Origin of the sequence: Ramlibacter tataouinensis TTB310 (assembly GCF_000215705.1) — a bacterium.
Taxonomy (GTDB): domain Bacteria; phylum Pseudomonadota; class Gammaproteobacteria; order Burkholderiales; family Burkholderiaceae_C; genus Ramlibacter; species Ramlibacter tataouinensis.
On record NC_015677.1, the window covers coordinates 693,324 to 711,648 of the forward strand.

Consider the following 18,325-nt stretch of genomic DNA (forward strand, 5'->3'; position numbering starts at 1 on the left):
CGAGGACGCCAAAATAGCGGGATGCGCATCGCCTTCTGCTGCACCGATACCAAGCCCGAGCCCTGGCTCTCCGGCCTGCGCGCCGCGCTGCCGGAGGCCGAAGTCCGGCTGTGGGAACCCGGCGCGCCCCAGGCCGACCACGCCGTGGTCTGGGCGCCGCCCCAGCAGTTCCTGGACGAGCAGGCCGGGCTCAAGGGCATCTTCAACATCGGCGCCGGCGTGGACGCGCTGATGAAGCTGCGGCTGCCGCCGCTCGCCCGGGTGGTGCGGCTCGACGATGCCGGCATGTCGGTGCAGATGGCCGAGTACGTCTGCCATGCGCTGATCCGCCACTTCCGCGAGTTCGACGGCTACGAGCGCGACGTGGCCCAGGGCAAGTGGTCCTACCGCAAACCCCGTTCACGCGGCGAGTTCCCGGTGGGCGTGATGGGCCTGGGCGTGCTGGGCGAGCGGGTGGCCCGCGCCGTGGCGCAGTTCGACTTCCCGGTGCTGGGCTGGAGCCGCACGGCCAGGCGCGTGCCGGGCGTGCAGACCTTCGCCGGCGCGGACCAGTTCGACGCCTTCCTGGTGCGCACCCGCGTGCTGGTGTGCCTGCTGCCGCTGACGCCGGACACCGAAGGCATCCTGAACCGACACCACCTGGCCAAGCTGCAGCCGGGCGGATACCTCATCAACGTCGCGCGCGGCGCGCACCTGGTGGACGAGGACCTGCTGACCCTGCTGGACAACGGCCACCTGGCCGGCGCCACGCTGGATGTGTTCCGCACCGAGCCGCTGCCGGCGCAGCATCCGTTCTGGAAACATCCCAAGCTCACGGTCACGCCCCACACCTCGGCACGCACGCTGCGCGACGAGAGCATCGCCCAGATCGCCGGCAAGATCCGCGCGCTGGAGCGCGGCGAGCCCATCGCCGGCGTGGTCGATCCGGACCGTGGATACTAGCCCTCATCCCCACCCTCTCCCGGCGGGAGAGGGAGAAAGCCAACCATGAAACTCCCCAGCAAAGTCAAGCTCGTGGACGTCGGACCGCGCGACGGCCTTCAGAACGAGAAGCAGCCGGTGCCGGCCGAGGTCAAGATCGGCCTGGTGCACCGCCTGCAGGACGCCGGCCTGACCGAGATCGAGGTCACCAGCTTCGTCAGCCCCAAGTGGGTGCCGCAGATGGCCGACAACGCCCAGGTGATGGCCGGCATCCGCCGCAAGCCCGGCGTGCGCTACTCGGTGCTGACGCCCAACCTGAAGGGATTGGAGGCGGCGGTGGCGGCGCCGCGCGAGTTCTGGCCCGACGAGATCGTGGTGTTCGGCGCGGCCAGCGAGGCCTTCAGCCAGAAGAACATCAACTGCTCCATCGCTGAGAGCATCGAGCGCTTCGCCCCGGTGGTCGAGGCGGCCAAGGCCAGGGGTATCCAGGTGCGCGGCGCCATCTCCACCGCCGTCGGCTGCCCCTACGAGGGCGAGGTGCCGCCCGAGCGGGTGGAGCTGGTGGCCCGGCTGATGAAGCAGATCGGCGTGCAGCACGTGGGCGTGGCCGACACCATCGGCGTGGGCACGCCGGTGAAGGTGCAGCGCGCCCTGGAAGCGGCGCTGCGGCACTACGGCATCGACGAGGTGTCGGGACACTTCCACGACACCTACGGCCAGGCGCTGGGCAACACCCTGGCTTCGCTGGAGATGGGCGTGTGGCAGTTCGACACCTCGTCGGCCGGCCTGGGCGGCTGCCCCTACGCCAAGGGCGCCACCGGCAACGTGGCCACGGAGGACGTGGTCTACATGCTGCACGGCATGGGGGTGGACACCGGCATCGACCTGGACAAGCTGATCGACGCCGGCGCCTATATCAGCGAGCAGCTGGGCCGCAAGCCGAATTCGCGCGCCTCCACCGCCATCCTGAACAAGCGGATGGCCTGATGAGGCATTGCCATGTGCGGCGCTGAGCTGCGTTCCCTACCCGAAGGCGTGCAGCGGGTGGCCGGCCTGCTGCAGGCCATGGGCCACCCGCACGCGCCGGTGATGCTGGCCGATGCGGTGCGCACCGCGCAGCAGGCCGCCGACGCGCTGGGCATAGCGGTCGGCCAGGTGGCCAAGAGCATCGTCTTCCGGCGCAAGGCCGACGACGCGGCGGTGCTGATCGTCACCTCGGGCGACCGGCGGGTCGACGAGAAGAAGGTCGAGGCGCTGGTGGGCCAGGGCGGCAAGCTCGGCCGTGCCGACGCCGACTTCGTCAAGGCGCGCACGGGCTTCTCCATCGGCGGGGTCTCGCCGGTCGGGCATCTGCAGCCGCCGGTGACGCTGATCGACCGCGAGCTGTTCCGCTTCGAGGTGGTGTGGGCCGCGGCCGGGCATCCGCACGGCGTTTTCCAGCTGCGGCCGCAGGACCTGGAGCGGCTGACCGGCGCGCCGGTGGCCGACGTGGTGCAGCCGCCGGCATGAACGGCGCCGCCGGATCCATGGAGGCCGTGCCCTCGCCCTGCATCTCGGTGTGCCGCATGGACGCCGCCAGCGGCCTGTGCGAGGGCTGCCTGCGCACGCTGGACGAGATAGCGGCCTGGGGCGGCCTGGACAGCGAGGGCAGGCGCGCCGTGTGGGCATTGATCGAGGAGCGGGCCCGGGAGAGGGAGAACCGTCCATGAAGCGCATCACCTGCTGGCTGGACTTCATCTCGCCCTACGCCTACCTGGCGTTCGAGGAGCTGCCGCAGGCGCTGCTGGGGCTGAGCTACCAGGTGGACTACCGGCCCGTGCTGTTCGCCGGCCTGCTCAAGCAGCACGGCCAGCGGGGGCCGGCCGAGATCGCGCCCAAGCGCGACTGGACCTACCGCCAGGTGCTGTGGCTGGCGCACCGCCACGGCATCCCGCTGCAGCTGCCGGCGGCGCATCCGTTCAACCCGTTGGGCCTGCTGCGCCTGGCGCTGGCCTGCGGTGAGGGCGGCGTGGCCAACCGCTACGTGTGCGAGACCGTTTTCCGGCATGCCTGGCGCGGCGGCGCCGACGCGGCCGATGCGCAGCGGCTGCAGGCACTGACCCAGGCGCTGCAGCCGCCACGCGACCCCGCCGGCGATGCGGTGAAGGCCGAGCTCAAGGCCAACACCGACGAAGCCCTCGCGCACGGCGTGTTCGGCGTGCCCGCCTTCGCCGTGGACGACAGGCTGTTCTGGGGCTTCGACGCGCTGCCCATGCTGCGCGCCTGGCTGGAAGGCGATGCCTGGTTCAGGGCCGGCGGCGACTGGGACGCCGCCACGCAGGTGGGCGCCGGCGTGCGCCGCGCCGCATCGTGAAACGCGGCGCGCGGGTTTCACCCTAGTTCGTCAGAGCGCGTTCAGTTTCGCGCAAGCCTGCGTTGGTTTGGCGCAAGGCCGGGGTCAGAGGCGTTCCCAAGAATGGGGGCAGGCGCCCATGTCGGGCCCCCATGCATTCAACAGGAGACAAACCCATGGCCACTGCCGCCGCACCGCGGCCGATGACGCCGGAAGAGAAGAAGGTCATCTTCGCTTCCTCGCTCGGCACCGTATTCGAGTGGTACGACTTCTACCTCTACGGCTCGCTCGCCGCCATCATCGCGCGGCAGTTCTTCGCGGGGCTGGACCCGACCTCGGCCTTCATCTTCGCACTGCTGGCCTTCGCCGCGGGCTTCCTGGTGCGGCCGTTCGGCGCCATCTTCTTCGGCCGCCTGGGCGACATGATCGGCCGCAAGTACACCTTCCTGGTCACCATCCTGATCATGGGCCTGTCCACCTTCATCGTGGGCATCCTGCCGACCTACGCCAGCATCGGCGTGGCCGCGCCGGTGATCCTGATCATCCTGCGCCTGCTGCAGGGCCTGGCCCTGGGCGGCGAGTACGGCGGCGCGGCGACCTACGTGGCCGAGCATGCGCCGCACGGCAAGCGCGGCGCCTACACCGCCTGGATCCAGACCACCGCGACGCTGGGCCTGTTCCTGTCGCTGATCGTCATCCTGGGCACCCGCACCGCCATGGGCGAGCAGGCCTTCGCCGACTGGGGCTGGCGCATTCCCTTCATCGTCTCCATCGTGCTGCTGGCCATCTCGGTGTGGATCCGACTGGCGATGAACGAGTCGCCGGCCTTCCAGAAGATGAAGGCCGAGGGCAAGACCTCCAAGGCGCCGCTGAAGGAGTCGTTCGGCCAGTGGAAGAACCTGAAGATCGTGATCCTGGCGCTGGTCGGCCTGACGGCCGGCCAGGCGGTGGTCTGGTACTCGGGCCAGTTCTACGCGCTGTTCTTCCTGACGCAGGCGCTGAAGGTGGACAACGCCACCGCCAACATCCTGGTGGCCGTGGCCCTGCTGATCGGCACGCCGTTCTTCGTGGTCTTCGGCGCCCTGTCCGACAAGATCGGCCGCAAGCCCATCATCATGGCCGGCTGCCTGCTGGCGGCGCTGACCTACTTCCCGGTGTTCGGCGCGCTGACCAAGGCGGCCAACCCCGACCTGGCCGCGGCCCAGGCCAAGACCCAGGTGGTGGTGACGGCCAATCCGGCCGAGTGCTCGTTCCAGGGCAGCCCGATCGCGCGCGAGATCGACTTCCGCACGTCCTGCGACATCGCCAAGCGCTTCCTGGCCCAGAGCTCGGTGAGCTACCAGAACGCGGCCGGCCCGGCCGGCCAGCCCGCCACCGTGAAGATCGGCGAGACCGTGATCACCGCGCCGGCCGCCACCGTGGTGAACTCCAAGTTCGACGACGCCAGCACCAAGGCCATCGCCGCCTTCAAGAAGGAAGTCTCGGGCGCGCTCACCGCCGCCGGCTACCCCGCCAAGGCCGACCCGGCCAAGATCGACAAGGTCATGGTGGTGGCCATCCTCACCTACCTGGTGATCCTGGTGACCATGGTGTACGGCCCGATCGCCGCCATGCTGGTGGAGATGTTCCCCACCCGCATCCGCTACACATCCATGAGCCTGCCCTACCACATCGGCAACGGCTGGTTCGGCGGCCTGCTGCCCACCACCGCCTTCGCCATCGTGGCGGCCACCGGCAACATGTACAACGGCCTGTGGTACCCGATCATCATCGCCGCCGCCACCTTCGTCATCGGCGTGCTGTTCGTCAAGGAAACGAAGGACGTCGATATCTACGCAGCGGATTGACGAGCCGTCGCTGAAGGGCCGCCCCTGGGGCGGCCCTTTGTCGAATGTTCTAACGCAGTACCGGAGACAAGCTCATGTGGAAAATCGTGGTGGGGTTCATCGTGTTCGCGGCCGTGGCCATGTTCGTGATCATCAAGGGCGGGGACAACCTCAGCATGAGCGGCGAGCAGCACGGCGGCGACGCCTCGCATGCGCCCGCTGCCGCGCCGGCGGCATCGGCCGCCAAGCCTTGAGCGCACCATGAAAAAAGCCGCCAGGGCCGTGCGCCCTGGCGGCTGCGGACTGTACGGTTCAGCGGCGGAAGCGGCCGTCCTGCCCGATGATGGAGAGGTCGGCGAAATCGAGCCCGGTGTGGTCGTCCGGCCCGAAGCTCACCTCCAGCCCGCCGATGTCGAAGCCCTTCAGGTTCTCCAGGGCGGTCTGCAGCTTGGCGCGGGTCGGGTTGGGGCCGGCGCGGCGCAGCGCCTCCACCAGCACCTTGCCGGCGGCGTAGCCTTCCAGCATCGCGGGGCTCAGCTCCATCTTCTTTGCCTGTGCCAGGGCCATGGCTTCCTTGATGAAGCCGTAGGCATAGGAGCGCTCGTACGGGAAGACCTGCGTCACCACCACACCCCGCGCCTGGTCCCCCAGGCTCTTGATGAATCCGCTCGACGCGTTGTTGGACAGCGTCACCACCTGCGCGACCGACTTCGCGGCGCGCAGTGCCTTGACCCCTTCGGCCACGGTGTTGCCCGAGCCGATCCACACCACCGCCTGCGACTGCTGGGACGTGATCGCCGGGATGAGGGTGGCGTAGTCCGGCTTGAGGCGGTCGGCCTTGATGATGGTCACCGGTTCGAAGCCGGCCTTGCGGAAGCCCTTGCGGGCGCCTTCCAGGCCATCGGCGCCGAACGAGTCGTCGGCGTAGACCACGGCGATGCGCGTCACGCCCATGGTGTGCAGGTGCGTGACGGCCTTCTCGGCCTCGCGCTGGTAGGTGGCGCGCACGTTGAACACGTGCTTCTTGACCGGCTGGTGCAGCACCATGGCCCCGGTGGACGGCGCGATCAGCGGCACGCCGTGCTGGTCAAGCAAGGGGAGGATGGCTTCCGAGTGGGGCGTGCCGCGGTTGAGGAACAGCGCGAGCACGTTCTTCTCCTCGATCAGCACCTTGGCATTCGCGGCGGCGGCCTTGGGGTCGAACTTGTCGTCCATCCCCAACAGCTCGATCTTCTGCCCGTGGACGCCGCCCTTGGCGTTGATGCTGTCGATCCACAGCCTGGCGCCCTCGGTGGTTTCCTTGACGCCGGCTGCCACCGTGCCGGTGAAGCCGGCGGTCTGGCCGATCAGTATCTGCGCCTGCGCCGTGCCCAGGCTCGCCGCGACGGCGAGTGCGCCCGTCCAGCGCTTCCATGCATGTGTCATTTCCCGATTCCTCTTCGCTCTTACCCCTTTTTTCTCTTTCTCCCCTGTAGCGTGCAGTGTAGGCAGCCGCATGCCGTCCCGCCAAGGGCTCATCAGTAAAAAGTCCCCATGCGCGCAACGTCCGAGGGTTTCTCCCTAGAATCTTCCGCCCCCACTTGGAAAGACCCCCCGAATGACCCAGGGACTGATCCGCATCCGCGGTGCCAGGCAGCACAACCTCAAGAACCTCGACCTCGACCTGCGCACCGGCGAACTGACGGTGGTCACGGGCCCCAGCGGCTCCGGCAAATCCAGCCTGGTGTTCGACACCCTCTACGCCGAGGGCCAGCGCCGCTATGTCGAGACCTTCTCGGCCTACGCCCGCCAGTTCCTGGACCGCATGGACAAGCCCGCCGTGGACCGGGTGGAGGGCGTGCCGCCGGCCATCGCCATCGACCAGACCAACCCGGTGCGCTCGTCGCGCTCCACCGTCGGCACCATGACGGAGCTGAACGACCACCTCAAGCTGCTGTTCGCGCGGGCAGCGGAGCTGTTCGACCGCCGGACGGCGCGGCGGGTGCGGCACGACACGCCGGAGACCATCTATGCGCAGCTGATGGAGCGCACCCGGGAGGGCGATCCGCGGCTGGTCGTGACCTTCCCGGTGGAACTGCCCGCCAGCACCACGCCCGAGGAGGTGGAGCAGTGGCTGGCCGCCAGCGGCTTCACCCGGGTGCAGGCCGAGCGCGAGGTGGCGACGGTGACGGGCCCGCGCAAGGTGCTCGATGTCGTGGCCGACCGCTTCCGCATCCAGGGGGTGGACAAGGCGCGCGCCATCGAGGCGATCGAGGTGGCCTTGAAGCGCGGGGCGGGGCGCATGGCCGTGTATGCGGACGCGTCCGAAGACGGCCATGAGGTCTGGAAATTCTCCACCGGCCTGCATTGCCCCGACAGCGACATCCGCTACGCCGATCCCATTCCGTCCATGTTCTCGTTCAACTCCGCGGTCGGCGCCTGCGAGGCCTGCCGCGGCTTCGGCCGGGTGATCGGGGTGGACTGGGGCCTGGTCATCCCCAACGACAAGCTCACGCTGCGCGCCGGCGCCGTCAAGACCATCCAGACACCGGCCTGGTCCGAGGCGCAGGACGACCTGATGCGCCACGCCGAGGCGGCCGGCATCCCGCGCGACACGCCCTGGTACAAGCTCACGCCGGAGCACCAGGCCTGGGTGATCAACGGCACGCCGACCTACAAGGAAGGCAACTGGAACAAGCAGTGGTACGGCATGAAGCGCTTCTTCCAGTACCTGGAGAGCAAGGCCTACAAGATGCACATCCGGGTGCTGCTGTCCAAGTACCGCAGCTACACGCCCTGCGAGACCTGCGGCGGCGCGCGCCTCAAGCCCGAGAGCCTGCTGTGGCGCCTGGGCAGCAAGGAGGACGCAGACGCGGTGCTCGAGCCCGCCCGGCGGTTCATGCCGGTGGGCGTGGAGTGGACGCGCGGGCAATTGGAGGCGCTGCCGGGCCTGTCGCTGCACGACCTGATGATGCTGCCGATCGACCGGCTGCAGAAGTTCTTCGCGCGGCTGCAGCCGCATGCAGGCGACCACGCGGGGGAGGGTGAGACGCAAGCCCTCAAGCTCCTCTATGAAGAGATCACCACCCGCCTGCGGTACCTGGTCGACGTGGGCATCGGCTACCTCACGCTCGACCGGCAGAGCCGCACGCTGTCGGGCGGCGAGGTGCAGCGCATCAACCTGACCACCGCGCTGGGCACCTCGCTGGTGAACACCCTGTTCGTGCTGGACGAGCCCAGCATCGGCCTGCACCCGCGCGACATCCACCGCATCACCGAGGCGATGAAGCGCCTGCGCGACGCCGGCAACACGCTGGTGGTGGTGGAGCACGACCCGGCCGTCATGCTGGCGGCCGACCGCATGATCGACATGGGCCCGGCGCCGGGCGAGCGCGGCGGCCAGATCGTGTTCGACGGCAGCACCGACGCATTGCGGCATGCCGACACGCTCACCGGCCAGTACCTGGGCGGGCGCAAGCAGGTGGGCATGGGCTTCAAGCGCGCGGTCACCGACGCCACGCCGCGCCTGGTGCTGGAGGGCGCCAGCGAGCACAACCTGAAGAACGTCTCGGTCGAGTTCCCGCTGCAGCGGCTGGTGGTGGTGACCGGCGTGTCGGGGTCCGGAAAGTCCAGCCTGGTGCAGGACATCCTGGCGCCTGCGCTGCTGCGGCATTTCGGCCGCGCGACCGAAACGCCCGGCCACCATGAACGGCTGCTGGGCGCCGACCACCTGGGCGACGTGGTGTTCGTCGACCAGTCGCCCATCGGCAAGACGGCCCGCTCCAACCCGGTGAGCTATGTCGGCGCCTGGGACTGCATCCGCGAGATATTCGCCACGGCGCCGCTGGCGCGCCAGCGCGGCTACACCGGCTCCAAGTTCAGCTTCAACTCGGGCGACGGGCGCTGCCCCACCTGCGGCGGCTCGGGCTTCGAGCACGTGGAGATGCAGTTCCTGTCCGACGTGTACCTGCGCTGCCCGGACTGCGACGGCAAGCGCTACCGGCCCGAGATCCTGGAGATCGCCATCGAGCGCCAGGCCGTCGGCGCGGTGCACCCGCGCGCGATGAACGTGGCCGACGTGCTGGAACTCACCGTCAGCGAGGCCGCCGCCTTGTTCGCCAACGACCGCGACGTGATCCGCGCACTGCAGCCCATCGTGGATGTCGGCCTGGAGTACGTGAAGCTGGGCCAGCCGGTGCCGACGCTGTCGGGCGGCGAGTCGCAGCGCCTCAAGCTCGCCGGCTTCCTGGCCGAGGCCGCGGGCCGGCGCAGCAGCCAGGCGCTGGCGACCAGGGGCACGCTGTTCCTGTTCGACGAGCCGACCACCGGCCTGCACTTCGACGACATCGCCAAGCTGATGCGCGCGTTGCGCAAGCTGCTGGACGCCGGGCACTCGCTGGTCGTCATCGAGCACAACCTCGACGTGATCCGCGCCGCCGACTGGCTGGTGGACCTGGGCCCCGAGGGCGGCGACAGCGGTGGCCTGCTGGTGGCCGAAGGCTCGCCGGAGGAGGTCAGGCAGCATCCCACCTCGCACACCGCCAAGGCGCTGCGCGAGTACGACGGCACGCTGGGGATGGCGTCGGAGCGCGTGCCTGACTTCCAGCGCCCCCGCCCCAACCCTCCCGCAAAGGGGGCGGGGGCCATCCAGATCGTCAACGCGCGCGAGCACAACCTCAAGTCGATGTCGGTCGACATCCCGCACAACAAGTTCAGCGTGGTGACCGGCGTGTCGGGCTCGGGCAAGTCGACGCTGGCGTTCGACATCCTGTTCAACGAAGGGCAGCGCCGCTACCTGGAGTCGCTCAACGCCTACGCCCGCAGCATCGTGCAGCCGGCCGGCCGGCCCGAGGTGGACGCGGTGTACGGCATCCCGCCCACGGTGGCCATCGAGCAGCGCCTGTCGCGCGGCGGGCGCAAGTCCACCGTGGGCACCACCACCGAGGTCTGGCACTTCCTGCGCCTGCTGTACGTCAAGCTGGGCGTGCAGCACTGCGTGAAGGAGGGCGCCGAGGTGCGGCCGCAGACGCCCGACAGCATCGCGGCGCAGATCCTCAGGCGCTACCGCGGCCAGCACGTCGGCCTGCTGGCGCCGCTGGTCGTCAACCGCAAGGGCGTGTACACCGAGCTGGCCGACTGGGCGCGGCCGCGCGGCTACACCCACCTGCGGGTGGACGGCAACTTCCTGCCGACCACGGGGTTCCCGCGCATCGACCGCTTCAAGGAGCACACCATCGAGCTGCCGGTGTGCGACCTGGACGTCAGGCCCGAGAACGAGGCCCTGCTGCGCGAGAAGCTGGCCATCGCCCTGGAGCACGGCAAGGGCGTGCTGCACCTGCTGGCGCCGCTGGACCGGCTGCGCACGGCGTTCAGCCGGGGCGTGGCCACGCACAGCGACATCGGCACGGTGGAGGTGTTCTCCACCCGCCGCGCCTGCCCGGTGTGCAGCACCTCCTACCCCGAGCTGGATCCGCGCCTGTTCTCCTACAACAGCAAGCACGGCTGGTGCCCCGAGTGCGTGGGCACCGGCGTCAAGCTCACCCGCGAGCAGCGCAAGGCATTCGACGACACGGTTGCCGCCGACGACACCAAGGGCCGCGAGCAGACCTTCGCCGAACCCGAGGTGGAGGACGTGACCGACGAGGCCTGCCCGGCGTGCCGTGGCGCCCGGCTCAACGGGCAGGCGCGCGCGGTCCGCTTCGACGGCGTGGGCATCGACGAGATCGCCGCGCTGTCGGTGACCGACGTGCGCCGCTGGATCGAAAAGCTGCAGGCGCAGGGCGGCCTGAGCGCGCGCGAGCAGGGCATCGCGCGCGACCTGATCCCCGAGATCAGGAGCCGGCTGGAGTTCCTGGAGGAGGTGGGCCTGGGCTACCTGACGCTGGACCGCGGCGCGCCCACGCTGTCGGGCGGCGAGGCCCAGCGCATCCGGCTGGCGGCGCAACTGGGCTCCAACCTGCAGGGCGTGTGCTACGTTCTGGACGAGCCGACCATCGGCCTGCATGCGCGCGACAACCAGATCCTGCTGAACGCGCTGCACAAGCTGGGCGGCAAGGGCAACACCCTGGTGGTGGTGGAGCACGACGAGGACACCATCCGCCGGGCCGACCACATCATCGACATCGGCCCCAGCGCCGGCAAGCGCGGCGGCCGCGTGATCGCGCAGGGCACGGCGGCGCAGGTCACGGCGAACCCGGAGTCGCTCACGGGCCGCTACCTGCTGCATGCGATGAAGCATCCCCTGCGGCCGCGGCGGGAGGTGACGGCGGTCGAGGCCGACACCACCTTCCTCCAGCTGCGCGGCGCTCGCCTGCACAACCTGCAGGACGTGGACGTCGATGTCCCGCTGCGCCGCCTGGTCGTCGTCACCGGCGTGTCCGGTTCCGGCAAGTCCACCCTGGCGCGCGACGTGCTGCTGCACAACGTGCAGCTGGCCGTGCAGCAGCGCGCCACCAAGGCCGGGCGCGACGCCGACGACAGGGGCAAGCGGCCCGCCTGGGCCGGCTGCGCCTCGCTGGACGGCTACCAGGCCGTCGACCGCGTGCTGGAGGTCGACCAGACGCCCATCGGCAAGACGCCCCGCTCCTGCCCGGCCACCTACATCGGCTTCTGGGACACCATCCGCCGGCTGTTCGCCGACACGCTGGAGGCCAAGGCGCGCGGCTACGGGCCGGGCCGGTTCTCGTTCAACACCGGAGCATCAGGAGGAGCCTCCGGCTCGGGCCGCTGCCCGACCTGCGAAGGCCAGGGCGTTCGCACCATCGCGATGAGCTTCCTGCCCGACGTGAAGGTGCCCTGCGAGTCCTGCCACGGCGCGCGCTTCAACCCGGAGACGCTGGCGGTCACCTGGCGCGGCAAGAGCATAGGCGACGTGCTGCAGATGGAGGTGGACGAGGCGGTCGGGTTCTTCGCCTCCATGCCCAGCATCAGCCACCCGCTGCAGCTGCTCAAGGACGTGGGCCTGGGCTACCTGACGCTGGGCCAGCCCTCGCCCACGCTGTCGGGCGGCGAGGCGCAGCGGATCAAGCTGGTGACCGAGCTGTCCAAGGTGCGCGACGACATCACGCGCCGCGGGCAGAAGCCCCCGCACACGCTGTACGTGCTGGACGAGCCCACGGTCGGCCTGCACATGGCCGACGTGGAAAAGCTGATCCGCGTGCTGCACCGCCTGGTCGACGGCAGCCACAGCGTGGTGGTGATCGAGCACGACCTCGACGTCATCGCCGAGGCCGACTGGGTGGTGGACCTGGGGCCGGAAGGCGGGACCGCCGGCGGGCGCATCGTGGCGGCCGCCCCGCCCGAGGAGGTGGTGCGTCTGGCCACCCATACCGGCCGCGTGCTCGGGCCCGTGCTCGCGCGCAGCTAGGAGGCTGAGCCCGGCTCGAAGCCGCGCCGCGCAGGCGGCCAGCCCGGCCCTGCGCGGGGTTACTTTTGTCGCGGCTGTTTACGCCTGCGGCAGCGCCTGAGTGACGACACTGTGCGGGCGATTGGCAGGGGACGGCCTTGCTGCGCACAGGGAGTACAGGGCGATGCAGCGACGGACCTTTCACAAGGGCGCGGTCACCACGGCCGTGCTGGGCTTGTTTGCCCTGGTGGGCTGTGGCGGAGGCGGCGGGGGCAGCAGCACCTCGGCGGGCGCGGCGCCGGGGCCGGGCACCGGGCCGGTGGCTTCGCCCACGCCCGGCACGCCCGCACCGCCGCCGCTGCCGGCCAACCTGGCCACCATGGGCACCAATTTCGCAGGCATGGAATGGGCGGCCGGCCGGCTGCGGGTGAGCCCGGAGATCCTTCCCAACGAGCACTTCAGCGTGCCGCGGGCGGCCGACGTGACCTACATGGCCACCCAGGGCTTCGGCCGCAACCGGCTACCCATCCAATGGGAGCTGCTGCAGCCCATGCTCAGCGACACCCCGGCGAACGCGCAGGCGCGCGCCCTGATCGGCGAGCCGGGTGCTTTCAATGCAGCCTACGCCGGCTATATCACGGCGGTGTTCGACGCGCACGCGGCCGTGGGCGCGCGCTGCATCCTGGACCTGCACAACTACTGCCGCTACCGCGACTTCCGCTTCCAGCCGGACGGCTCGGTGATCGGGCTGGCGGCCGGCGGGCCGCCCCTGGGCCACGCCTACACCACCGACCCATCCCAGGTGTGGACGCGCATTTGCGCCACGGCGCCGGGCGCTTCCATCACGACGGCGGCCCTGGCCGACTTCTGGTCGCGTGCCGCCGCGCTGTGGAAGGACCATCCCGGCTTCGGCGGCTACGGCCTGATGAACGAGCCGCACGACATGCCCCGGCCGGGCGAGACCGTGGAGTCCACCTCGGGCGAGGACCTGATGATCTGGCCGGCCTTCGCCCGCGCCGCCATCGCCGCGATCCGGGCGGTGGACCCCAGCGGCCCCATCTATGTGTCCGGCAACGCCTGGGGCGGCGCGATGAGCATAGGGCCGCAGTTCAACCCGGCCTGGCCGCTGGCCGGCGACAACCTGGTCTACGAGGTCCATGCCTATCTGGATGCCTGGAACAGCGGCACCGGCTTCGACTGGGACGTCGAGCTGCGCGAGAAGGACTACGTGGCGGGCGTCGGCCCTGGCCGCATGACGCTGGACACCGGCGTCGACCGCATGCGCATCGCCACCGACTGGGCGCGCGCCAACGGCCAGCGCATCGCGCTGACCGAGGCCGGCATGCCCATCGACGACCCGCGCTGGGAGGAGGCTTTCCGCCGCATGGTGGAACACACCCGGGACAACGGCGTCGAGATGCAAAGCTGGATGGGCGGCAGCCACTGGCAGGTGCGCAACTTCCCCATCCACCACACCCCCGGCTGGCACCAGAACCGCACGCTGGAGCCGCAGGTGGCCGGGCCGATGAAGGCGGCCGACGGCATCGCCCTGGCGGCGGTGTTCGACGACGGCCCGGGCAGCCCGCAGGGCGGCGGCGCCGTCACCATCACGGTCTACGTGCGCGGCCACCTGGAGCGGCCCCTGACCCTGACCGTGGCCTCGGATAACGGCGGCGCGTTCAGCAAGACCACCCTGGTGATCCCGGCCGGCGCCAACGGCCAGGACAGCTATAGCTTCACGCCGGGGCCGGACCGGGTGACCACGCTGAGCTACGCCAGTGACGGCTCGCTGGGCGGCCAGGTACCGCCGCCGCGCAAGGTGTACTCGCTGGCCGACCCGGTGGCCCATGCCGCCGTCGACCTGGCCACCGCGGCCATGGCCCTGATCGCGCGCTATGGCGCGGGCAAGTGGGACATGGCGGACGGCCACACCGACTTCGTCCAGGGCTGGCCGGCCGGCGAGGGTGAGGCCGTGCGCGCGGTGGCGGACTCCGGCTTCGCCTCCAGCCCGGGCAACGCCATGGAGATGCTGAACTGGTTCAACCAGGACGGCCCGAACATGGGCGCGCTGCAGCCGCCGGTGATGCGCGGCACCGCGGGCCGCCGCCACACCGACCACACGGCACCCGGCAGCACCGGCCTGTGGTGCAAGAAGGCGGTGCCCGAGCCGAGCAAGCCGAACCCGCGCAACCGCGCGCCCTACGACCTGCAGGACCCGCACTTCGTCGTCGCCGCCGTCCGGCTGCCTGGCGCCAACAGCGGCGTGGTGTTCCAGGCCTCCATGGCCGAGAACGCCTGGTACTCGGAACTGGCGGTGCGCAACGGCCAGCCGCAGGCGCGCTGGCGCGACCGCAACGGGCAGGTGGTGGAACTGACGGCCGCGGCCGCCCTGGCACCCGAGGCGCCGGCGGTGCTGTCGCTGGTGGCGGCGCCCGGCTCGCAGCAGCTGCGCGTCAACGGCAGCCCGGCGGGCAGCGCCGGTGCGAGCCTCGCGTCCTGCCCGTTCGGCCAGATGCTGATCGGCTTCGGCTTCCTGCAGGGGCGGGCGGTGCCCGGCTTCGGCGGCCACGTGTACGGCGTGATCGCCGGCCGCGGCAGCCCGAGCGCGGCCGAGCTGGCGGTGCTCGAGCAGTACGCGGCGTCGCTGGGCGGCGCCTGAGCCTGTTTCTCCCTCTCCCTCCGGGAGAGGGCTGGGGTGAGGGTGACCCCCGGGCCGCGGCCTGTCGATTCCCGCGTGCCTGCTTCGTCGTGCAGGTATCCACGCCTGGAGGCGCTTCATCCATGAACACCCGCACCGCCGCGCACGCTTTCCCTTCCCCCGACAGCAACTGGCCGCTGGTGGCTGCCGGCGCCTTGATGGGCTGCGTGGCCATCGGCGTCGTGTTCTCGCTGGCGGTGTTGCTCGAGCCCATGGGCGCGGCCAGCGGCTGGTCGCGCGCGGGCATCTCCGGCGCGATGACCCTGGCCTTCCTGAGCATGGGCGTCGCCGGCTTCGGCTGGGGCACGCTGAGCGACCGCTATGGCCCGCGCGTGGTGGTGCTGGCCGGCTCGGTGCTGCTGGGCCTGGCCAGCGTGGGAGCCAGCCGCGCGGCCAGCCTGCTGGAGTTCCAGCTGTTCTACGGCGTGCTGATGGGCGCCGCCGCGGGCAGCTTCTTCGCACCGGTGATCGCGGCCACGGCGGCCTCGTTCGAGCGGCACCGCAGCCTGGCCGTGTCCCTGGTGTCCGCCGGCATGGGCATGGGGCCCATGACCATCTCGCCGCTGGTCGGCTGGCTGGTCACGCAGCATGACTGGCGCACCACCCTGCTGATCGTCGGCATCCTCGCCTGGGCGCTCACGCTGCCCGCCGTGTGGTTCGTGCGGTCCGCGCCCGCCGCGGCCCAGGCCGGTGCAGGCGAGGGCGGCGGGGCGCCGCCGATGACGGCCCGGCAGGCGCTGCGCTCGAAAGCCTTCATCGTGCTGGCCGCCACCTTCTTCGCCTGCTGCGCGGCGCACTCCGGGCCGATCTTCCACACCGTCAGCTACGCCATCGGCTGCGGGCTGTCGACCGTGGCGGCCGTGACCATCTACAGCATGGAGGGCGCGGCCGGCCTGGGCGGGCGCCTGCTGTTCGGCCTATTGGCGGACCGGCTGGGCGCCAAGCCGGTGCTGGTGGCCGGGTTGCTGGTCCAGGCGTTCGCCGCCGCGGCCTACCTGCTGGTGAACCAGCTGGGCGGCTTCTATGCCGTGGCCCTCGTGTTCGGCATGGCCTATGGCGGCACCATGCCGCTCTACGCCACGCTGGCGCGGGAAGCCTTCGGGCCCCGCATCCTCGGTACCATGCTGGGCGCGGCCACCCTGCTGTCCAGCCTGGGCATGGCCACGGGTCCCCTGCTGGGCGGCTGGTTGTACGACCGCTTCGGCAGCTACGCCTGGCTGTACCTCGGTTCCCTGGCCGTCGGCCTGGGCGCGGCCGCCATCGCGCTGATGTTCCCGGCGTCACGGCCGCCCACGGGCACCTTGGCGACACCGGCCCGGTGTTTCCCCGGTTGAAGCCCCACGCGCGCCGGGGTTCCAATGGCGGGCTTGCAGAGATCCACAGGAGAACCATCCATGCGCCGCCGCCAACTCGTCCAATTCGCCGCCGCTGCCGCGGCCAGCCCGGCCCTGTCCAGCTTCGCCCAGTCCGGCGCGGCGGGCTTTCCCAACAAGCCCATCCGGCTGCTGATCGCCTTCCCGGCCGGCGGGCCCACCGACATCACCATGCGCCAGCTGGCCGACAACGCCGGCAAGGTCCTGGGCCAGCCCGTGGTGGTGGAGAACAAGCCCGGCGCCGGCGGCACGCTGCCGGCCCAGCAGCTGCAGACCTCGGCGCCGGACGGCTACACGCTGGCGCAGATCCCGCTGGGCGTGTTCCGCCTGCCCTACACCACCAAGATCAACTGGGACCCGGTCAAGGACATCGCCTACGTCATCAACGTCACCGGCTACGCCTTCGGCATCATCGTGCCCAGCGACAGCCCGATCAAGACATGGGCCGACTTCGTGGCCTATGCCAAGGCCAACCCCGGCAAGCTCAGCTACGGTTCCACCGGCACGCTGACCAGCCCGCACCTGACCACCGAGCTGATCGCGCAGCAGCTGGGCATCCAGCTGAACCACGTCCCGTTCAAGGGCAGCGCCGAGCTGGCCACGGCCATCAGCGGCGGCCACATCATGGCCGCGGCCGACTCCACCGGCTTCGCGCCGCTGGTGCAGGCCGGCAAGGTGCGCGTGCTCAACACCTGGGGCGACAAGCGCCTGGAAAAATTCCCCGACGCGCCCACGCTCAAGGAGCTGGGCCTGAACATCGTGCAGAACTCGCCCTTCGGCATCGGCGCGCCGCGCGGCACGCCGCCGGACGTGGTGGCCAGGCTGCACGATGCCTTCAAGAAGGCGATGGAAGAGCCCAGCTATGTGCAGGCGCTGGCCAAGTACGACATGGTGCCCATGTACATGAGCTCATCGGCCTACGGCAAGTTCGCGCAGGACACCTTCAACACCGAGAAGGCGCTCGTCGAGAAACTCGGCCTGTCCAAGCCGAGCTGAGTCTTTCCCAAAGTCAGCGGCTGCGCGCAGGCGGCGTCTGACGCCTGGCGCGCCGCCGTTGCGGCAAGATCCGGGCCATGAGCCCCCGTGCCGCCGCCCACAAGCCGCTGGTCTGGCTGCCCGCCTGCCATCGCCACCTGGACCTGCATGACCCGGGCGGCTACACGGTGCTGGCGGACCGCTACGCCGCCGCGGTCTGCGAGCTGGGGCTGCAGCCGGTGCTGTTCCCCATGGCCGGCGCCGAGGATGTGCCCCATCTCCTGCCACTGGTCGATGGCGTGCTGCTGACCGGCTCGCCGTCCAACGTGGAGGCCACGCACTACAGCAGCGCGGCGCTGCCCACCGACCTGCTCGACCCGCGGCGCGATGCGCTGACCATGGCCCTGGTGCGGGCGGCGCTGGCGGGCGGCACGCCGCTGTTCGGCGTCTGCCGCGGGCTGCAGGAGATGAACGTGGCGCTGGGCGGCAGCCTGTACCAGCAGGTGCATGCGGAGCAGGGGCTGCTGGACCACCGCGAGCCCGAGACCGAGGACCTGGAGGCGCAGTTCGCGGTGCGCCACGAGGTCCGCCTGGCGCCGGGCAGCGCCTTCGCCGAGTGGGCCGGCGGCACGACCGCGCAGGTCAATTCGCTGCACGGCCAGGGCATCAGGCGCCTGGGCCGCGGCCTGGTGGCCGAAGCCTTCGCGCCCGACGGCCTGGTCGAGGGCGTGCGGGTGGAGGACGCGCAGGCGTTCGCCTATGGCGTGCAGTGGCACCCGGAATGGACGCACGCCAGCAACCCTTTCTACGCCCGCACCTTCGACGCGTTCGCCCAGGCCTGCCGCGCGCACCGCGAGCGCCGTGCCGAGGCTTGAC

General features: G+C 70.6%; 13 protein-coding genes. 12 read left to right on the forward strand and 1 reads right to left on the reverse strand.

Annotated features, from left to right (window positions below):
* The first annotated feature begins 21 nt into the window (after nucleotides 1-21).
* From RTA_RS03410 to RTA_RS21095, 7 genes are all read left to right on the forward strand, one after another.
* Nucleotides 22-942, forward strand: coding sequence for a 2-hydroxyacid dehydrogenase (locus tag RTA_RS03410; RefSeq protein WP_013899977.1), 921 nt, complete (start codon nucleotides 22-24; stop codon nucleotides 940-942).
* A gap of 45 nt (nucleotides 943-987) precedes the next feature.
* Complete coding sequence (locus RTA_RS03415; protein ID WP_013899978.1) at nucleotides 988-1,908, forward strand: hydroxymethylglutaryl-CoA lyase; 921 nt, start codon at nucleotides 988-990, stop codon at nucleotides 1,906-1,908.
* Between the two features lie 12 nt (nucleotides 1,909-1,920).
* Nucleotides 1,921-2,430, forward strand: a complete 510-nt coding sequence (locus RTA_RS03420; RefSeq protein WP_013899979.1) for a YbaK/EbsC family protein — start codon at nucleotides 1,921-1,923, stop codon at nucleotides 2,428-2,430.
* A complete protein-coding gene (locus tag RTA_RS03425; RefSeq protein WP_041675009.1) occupies nucleotides 2,427-2,630 on the forward strand; it encodes a DUF1289 domain-containing protein in 204 nt (67 codons plus the stop codon). The genes RTA_RS03420 and RTA_RS03425 overlap by 4 nt, the downstream gene beginning before the upstream one ends.
* Nucleotides 2,627-3,274 (forward strand): 2-hydroxychromene-2-carboxylate isomerase, encoded by a 648-nt coding sequence (locus tag RTA_RS03430; RefSeq protein ID WP_013899980.1) that lies wholly within the window; start codon nucleotides 2,627-2,629, stop codon nucleotides 3,272-3,274. The genes RTA_RS03425 and RTA_RS03430 overlap by 4 nt, the downstream gene beginning before the upstream one ends.
* 155 nt (nucleotides 3,275-3,429) lie before the next feature.
* Complete coding sequence (locus RTA_RS03435) at nucleotides 3,430-5,100, forward strand: MFS transporter (RefSeq protein ID WP_013899981.1); 1,671 nt, start codon at nucleotides 3,430-3,432, stop codon at nucleotides 5,098-5,100.
* A gap of 74 nt (nucleotides 5,101-5,174) precedes the next feature.
* Entirely contained in the window at nucleotides 5,175-5,333 is a 159-nt protein-coding gene (locus RTA_RS21095; RefSeq protein WP_013899982.1) for a hypothetical protein, read from the forward strand.
* A 58-nt stretch (nucleotides 5,334-5,391) separates the two neighbouring features.
* Here RTA_RS21095 and RTA_RS03440 read toward each other — a convergent pair whose 3' ends face one another.
* The gene (locus RTA_RS03440) at nucleotides 5,392-6,504 is read right to left on the reverse strand and encodes an ABC transporter substrate-binding protein (protein ID WP_013899983.1); all 1,113 of its coding nucleotides are present in this window, start codon (nucleotides 6,502-6,504) and stop codon (nucleotides 5,392-5,394) included.
* Nucleotides 6,505-6,676: 172 nt separating this feature from the next.
* Here RTA_RS03440 and uvrA point away from each other — a divergent pair, with 172 nt between their 5' ends.
* From uvrA to RTA_RS03465, 5 genes are all read left to right on the forward strand, one after another.
* On the forward strand, nucleotides 6,677-12,424 hold the full coding sequence (gene uvrA, locus RTA_RS03445; protein ID WP_013899984.1) for an excinuclease ABC subunit UvrA: 5,748 nt from the start codon (nucleotides 6,677-6,679) through the stop codon (nucleotides 12,422-12,424).
* Nucleotides 12,425-12,587: 163 nt separating this feature from the next.
* A complete protein-coding gene (locus RTA_RS03450; protein WP_013899985.1) occupies nucleotides 12,588-15,062 on the forward strand; it encodes a glycoside hydrolase family 5 protein in 2,475 nt (824 codons plus the stop codon).
* A 122-nt stretch (nucleotides 15,063-15,184) separates the two neighbouring features.
* Complete coding sequence (locus RTA_RS03455; RefSeq protein WP_013899986.1) at nucleotides 15,185-16,435, forward strand: MFS transporter; 1,251 nt, start codon at nucleotides 15,185-15,187, stop codon at nucleotides 16,433-16,435.
* A 60-nt stretch (nucleotides 16,436-16,495) separates the two neighbouring features.
* The gene (locus tag RTA_RS03460) at nucleotides 16,496-17,470 is read left to right on the forward strand and encodes a tripartite tricarboxylate transporter substrate binding protein (RefSeq protein ID WP_013899987.1); all 975 of its coding nucleotides are present in this window, start codon (nucleotides 16,496-16,498) and stop codon (nucleotides 17,468-17,470) included.
* A gap of 77 nt (nucleotides 17,471-17,547) precedes the next feature.
* Entirely contained in the window at nucleotides 17,548-18,324 is a 777-nt protein-coding gene (locus RTA_RS03465; RefSeq protein WP_013899988.1) for a gamma-glutamyl-gamma-aminobutyrate hydrolase family protein, read from the forward strand.
* The last annotated feature ends 1 nt before the right edge of the window (nucleotide 18,325 follow it).

What these genes read in the sequence shown, in the direction of transcription:
- RTA_RS03435 (WP_013899981.1), top strand. Translation starts at nt 3,430, where the DNA reads ATGGCCACTGCCGCCGCACCGCGGCCGATGACGCCGGAAGAGAAGAAG.
- RTA_RS03430 (WP_013899980.1), top strand. Translation starts at nt 2,627, where the DNA reads ATGAAGCGCATCACCTGCTGGCTGGACTTCATCTCGCCCTACGCCTAC.
- RTA_RS03460 (WP_013899987.1), top strand. Translation starts at nt 16,496, where the DNA reads ATGCGCCGCCGCCAACTCGTCCAATTCGCCGCCGCTGCCGCGGCCAGC.
- RTA_RS03415 (WP_013899978.1), top strand. Translation starts at nt 988, where the DNA reads ATGAAACTCCCCAGCAAAGTCAAGCTCGTGGACGTCGGACCGCGCGAC.
- RTA_RS03420 (WP_013899979.1), top strand. Translation starts at nt 1,921, where the DNA reads ATGTGCGGCGCTGAGCTGCGTTCCCTACCCGAAGGCGTGCAGCGGGTG.
- RTA_RS03410 (WP_013899977.1), top strand. Translation starts at nt 22, where the DNA reads ATGCGCATCGCCTTCTGCTGCACCGATACCAAGCCCGAGCCCTGGCTC.
- RTA_RS03455 (WP_013899986.1), top strand. Translation starts at nt 15,185, where the DNA reads ATGAACACCCGCACCGCCGCGCACGCTTTCCCTTCCCCCGACAGCAAC.
- RTA_RS03465 (WP_013899988.1), top strand. Translation starts at nt 17,548, where the DNA reads ATGAGCCCCCGTGCCGCCGCCCACAAGCCGCTGGTCTGGCTGCCCGCC.
- uvrA (WP_013899984.1), top strand. Translation starts at nt 6,677, where the DNA reads ATGACCCAGGGACTGATCCGCATCCGCGGTGCCAGGCAGCACAACCTC.
- RTA_RS03450 (WP_013899985.1), top strand. Translation starts at nt 12,588, where the DNA reads ATGCAGCGACGGACCTTTCACAAGGGCGCGGTCACCACGGCCGTGCTG.
- RTA_RS03440 (WP_013899983.1), bottom strand. Translation starts at nt 6,504, where the DNA reads ATGACACATGCATGGAAGCGCTGGACGGGCGCACTCGCCGTCGCGGCG.
- RTA_RS03425 (WP_041675009.1), top strand. Translation starts at nt 2,427, where the DNA reads ATGAACGGCGCCGCCGGATCCATGGAGGCCGTGCCCTCGCCCTGCATC.
- RTA_RS21095 (WP_013899982.1), top strand. Translation starts at nt 5,175, where the DNA reads ATGTGGAAAATCGTGGTGGGGTTCATCGTGTTCGCGGCCGTGGCCATG.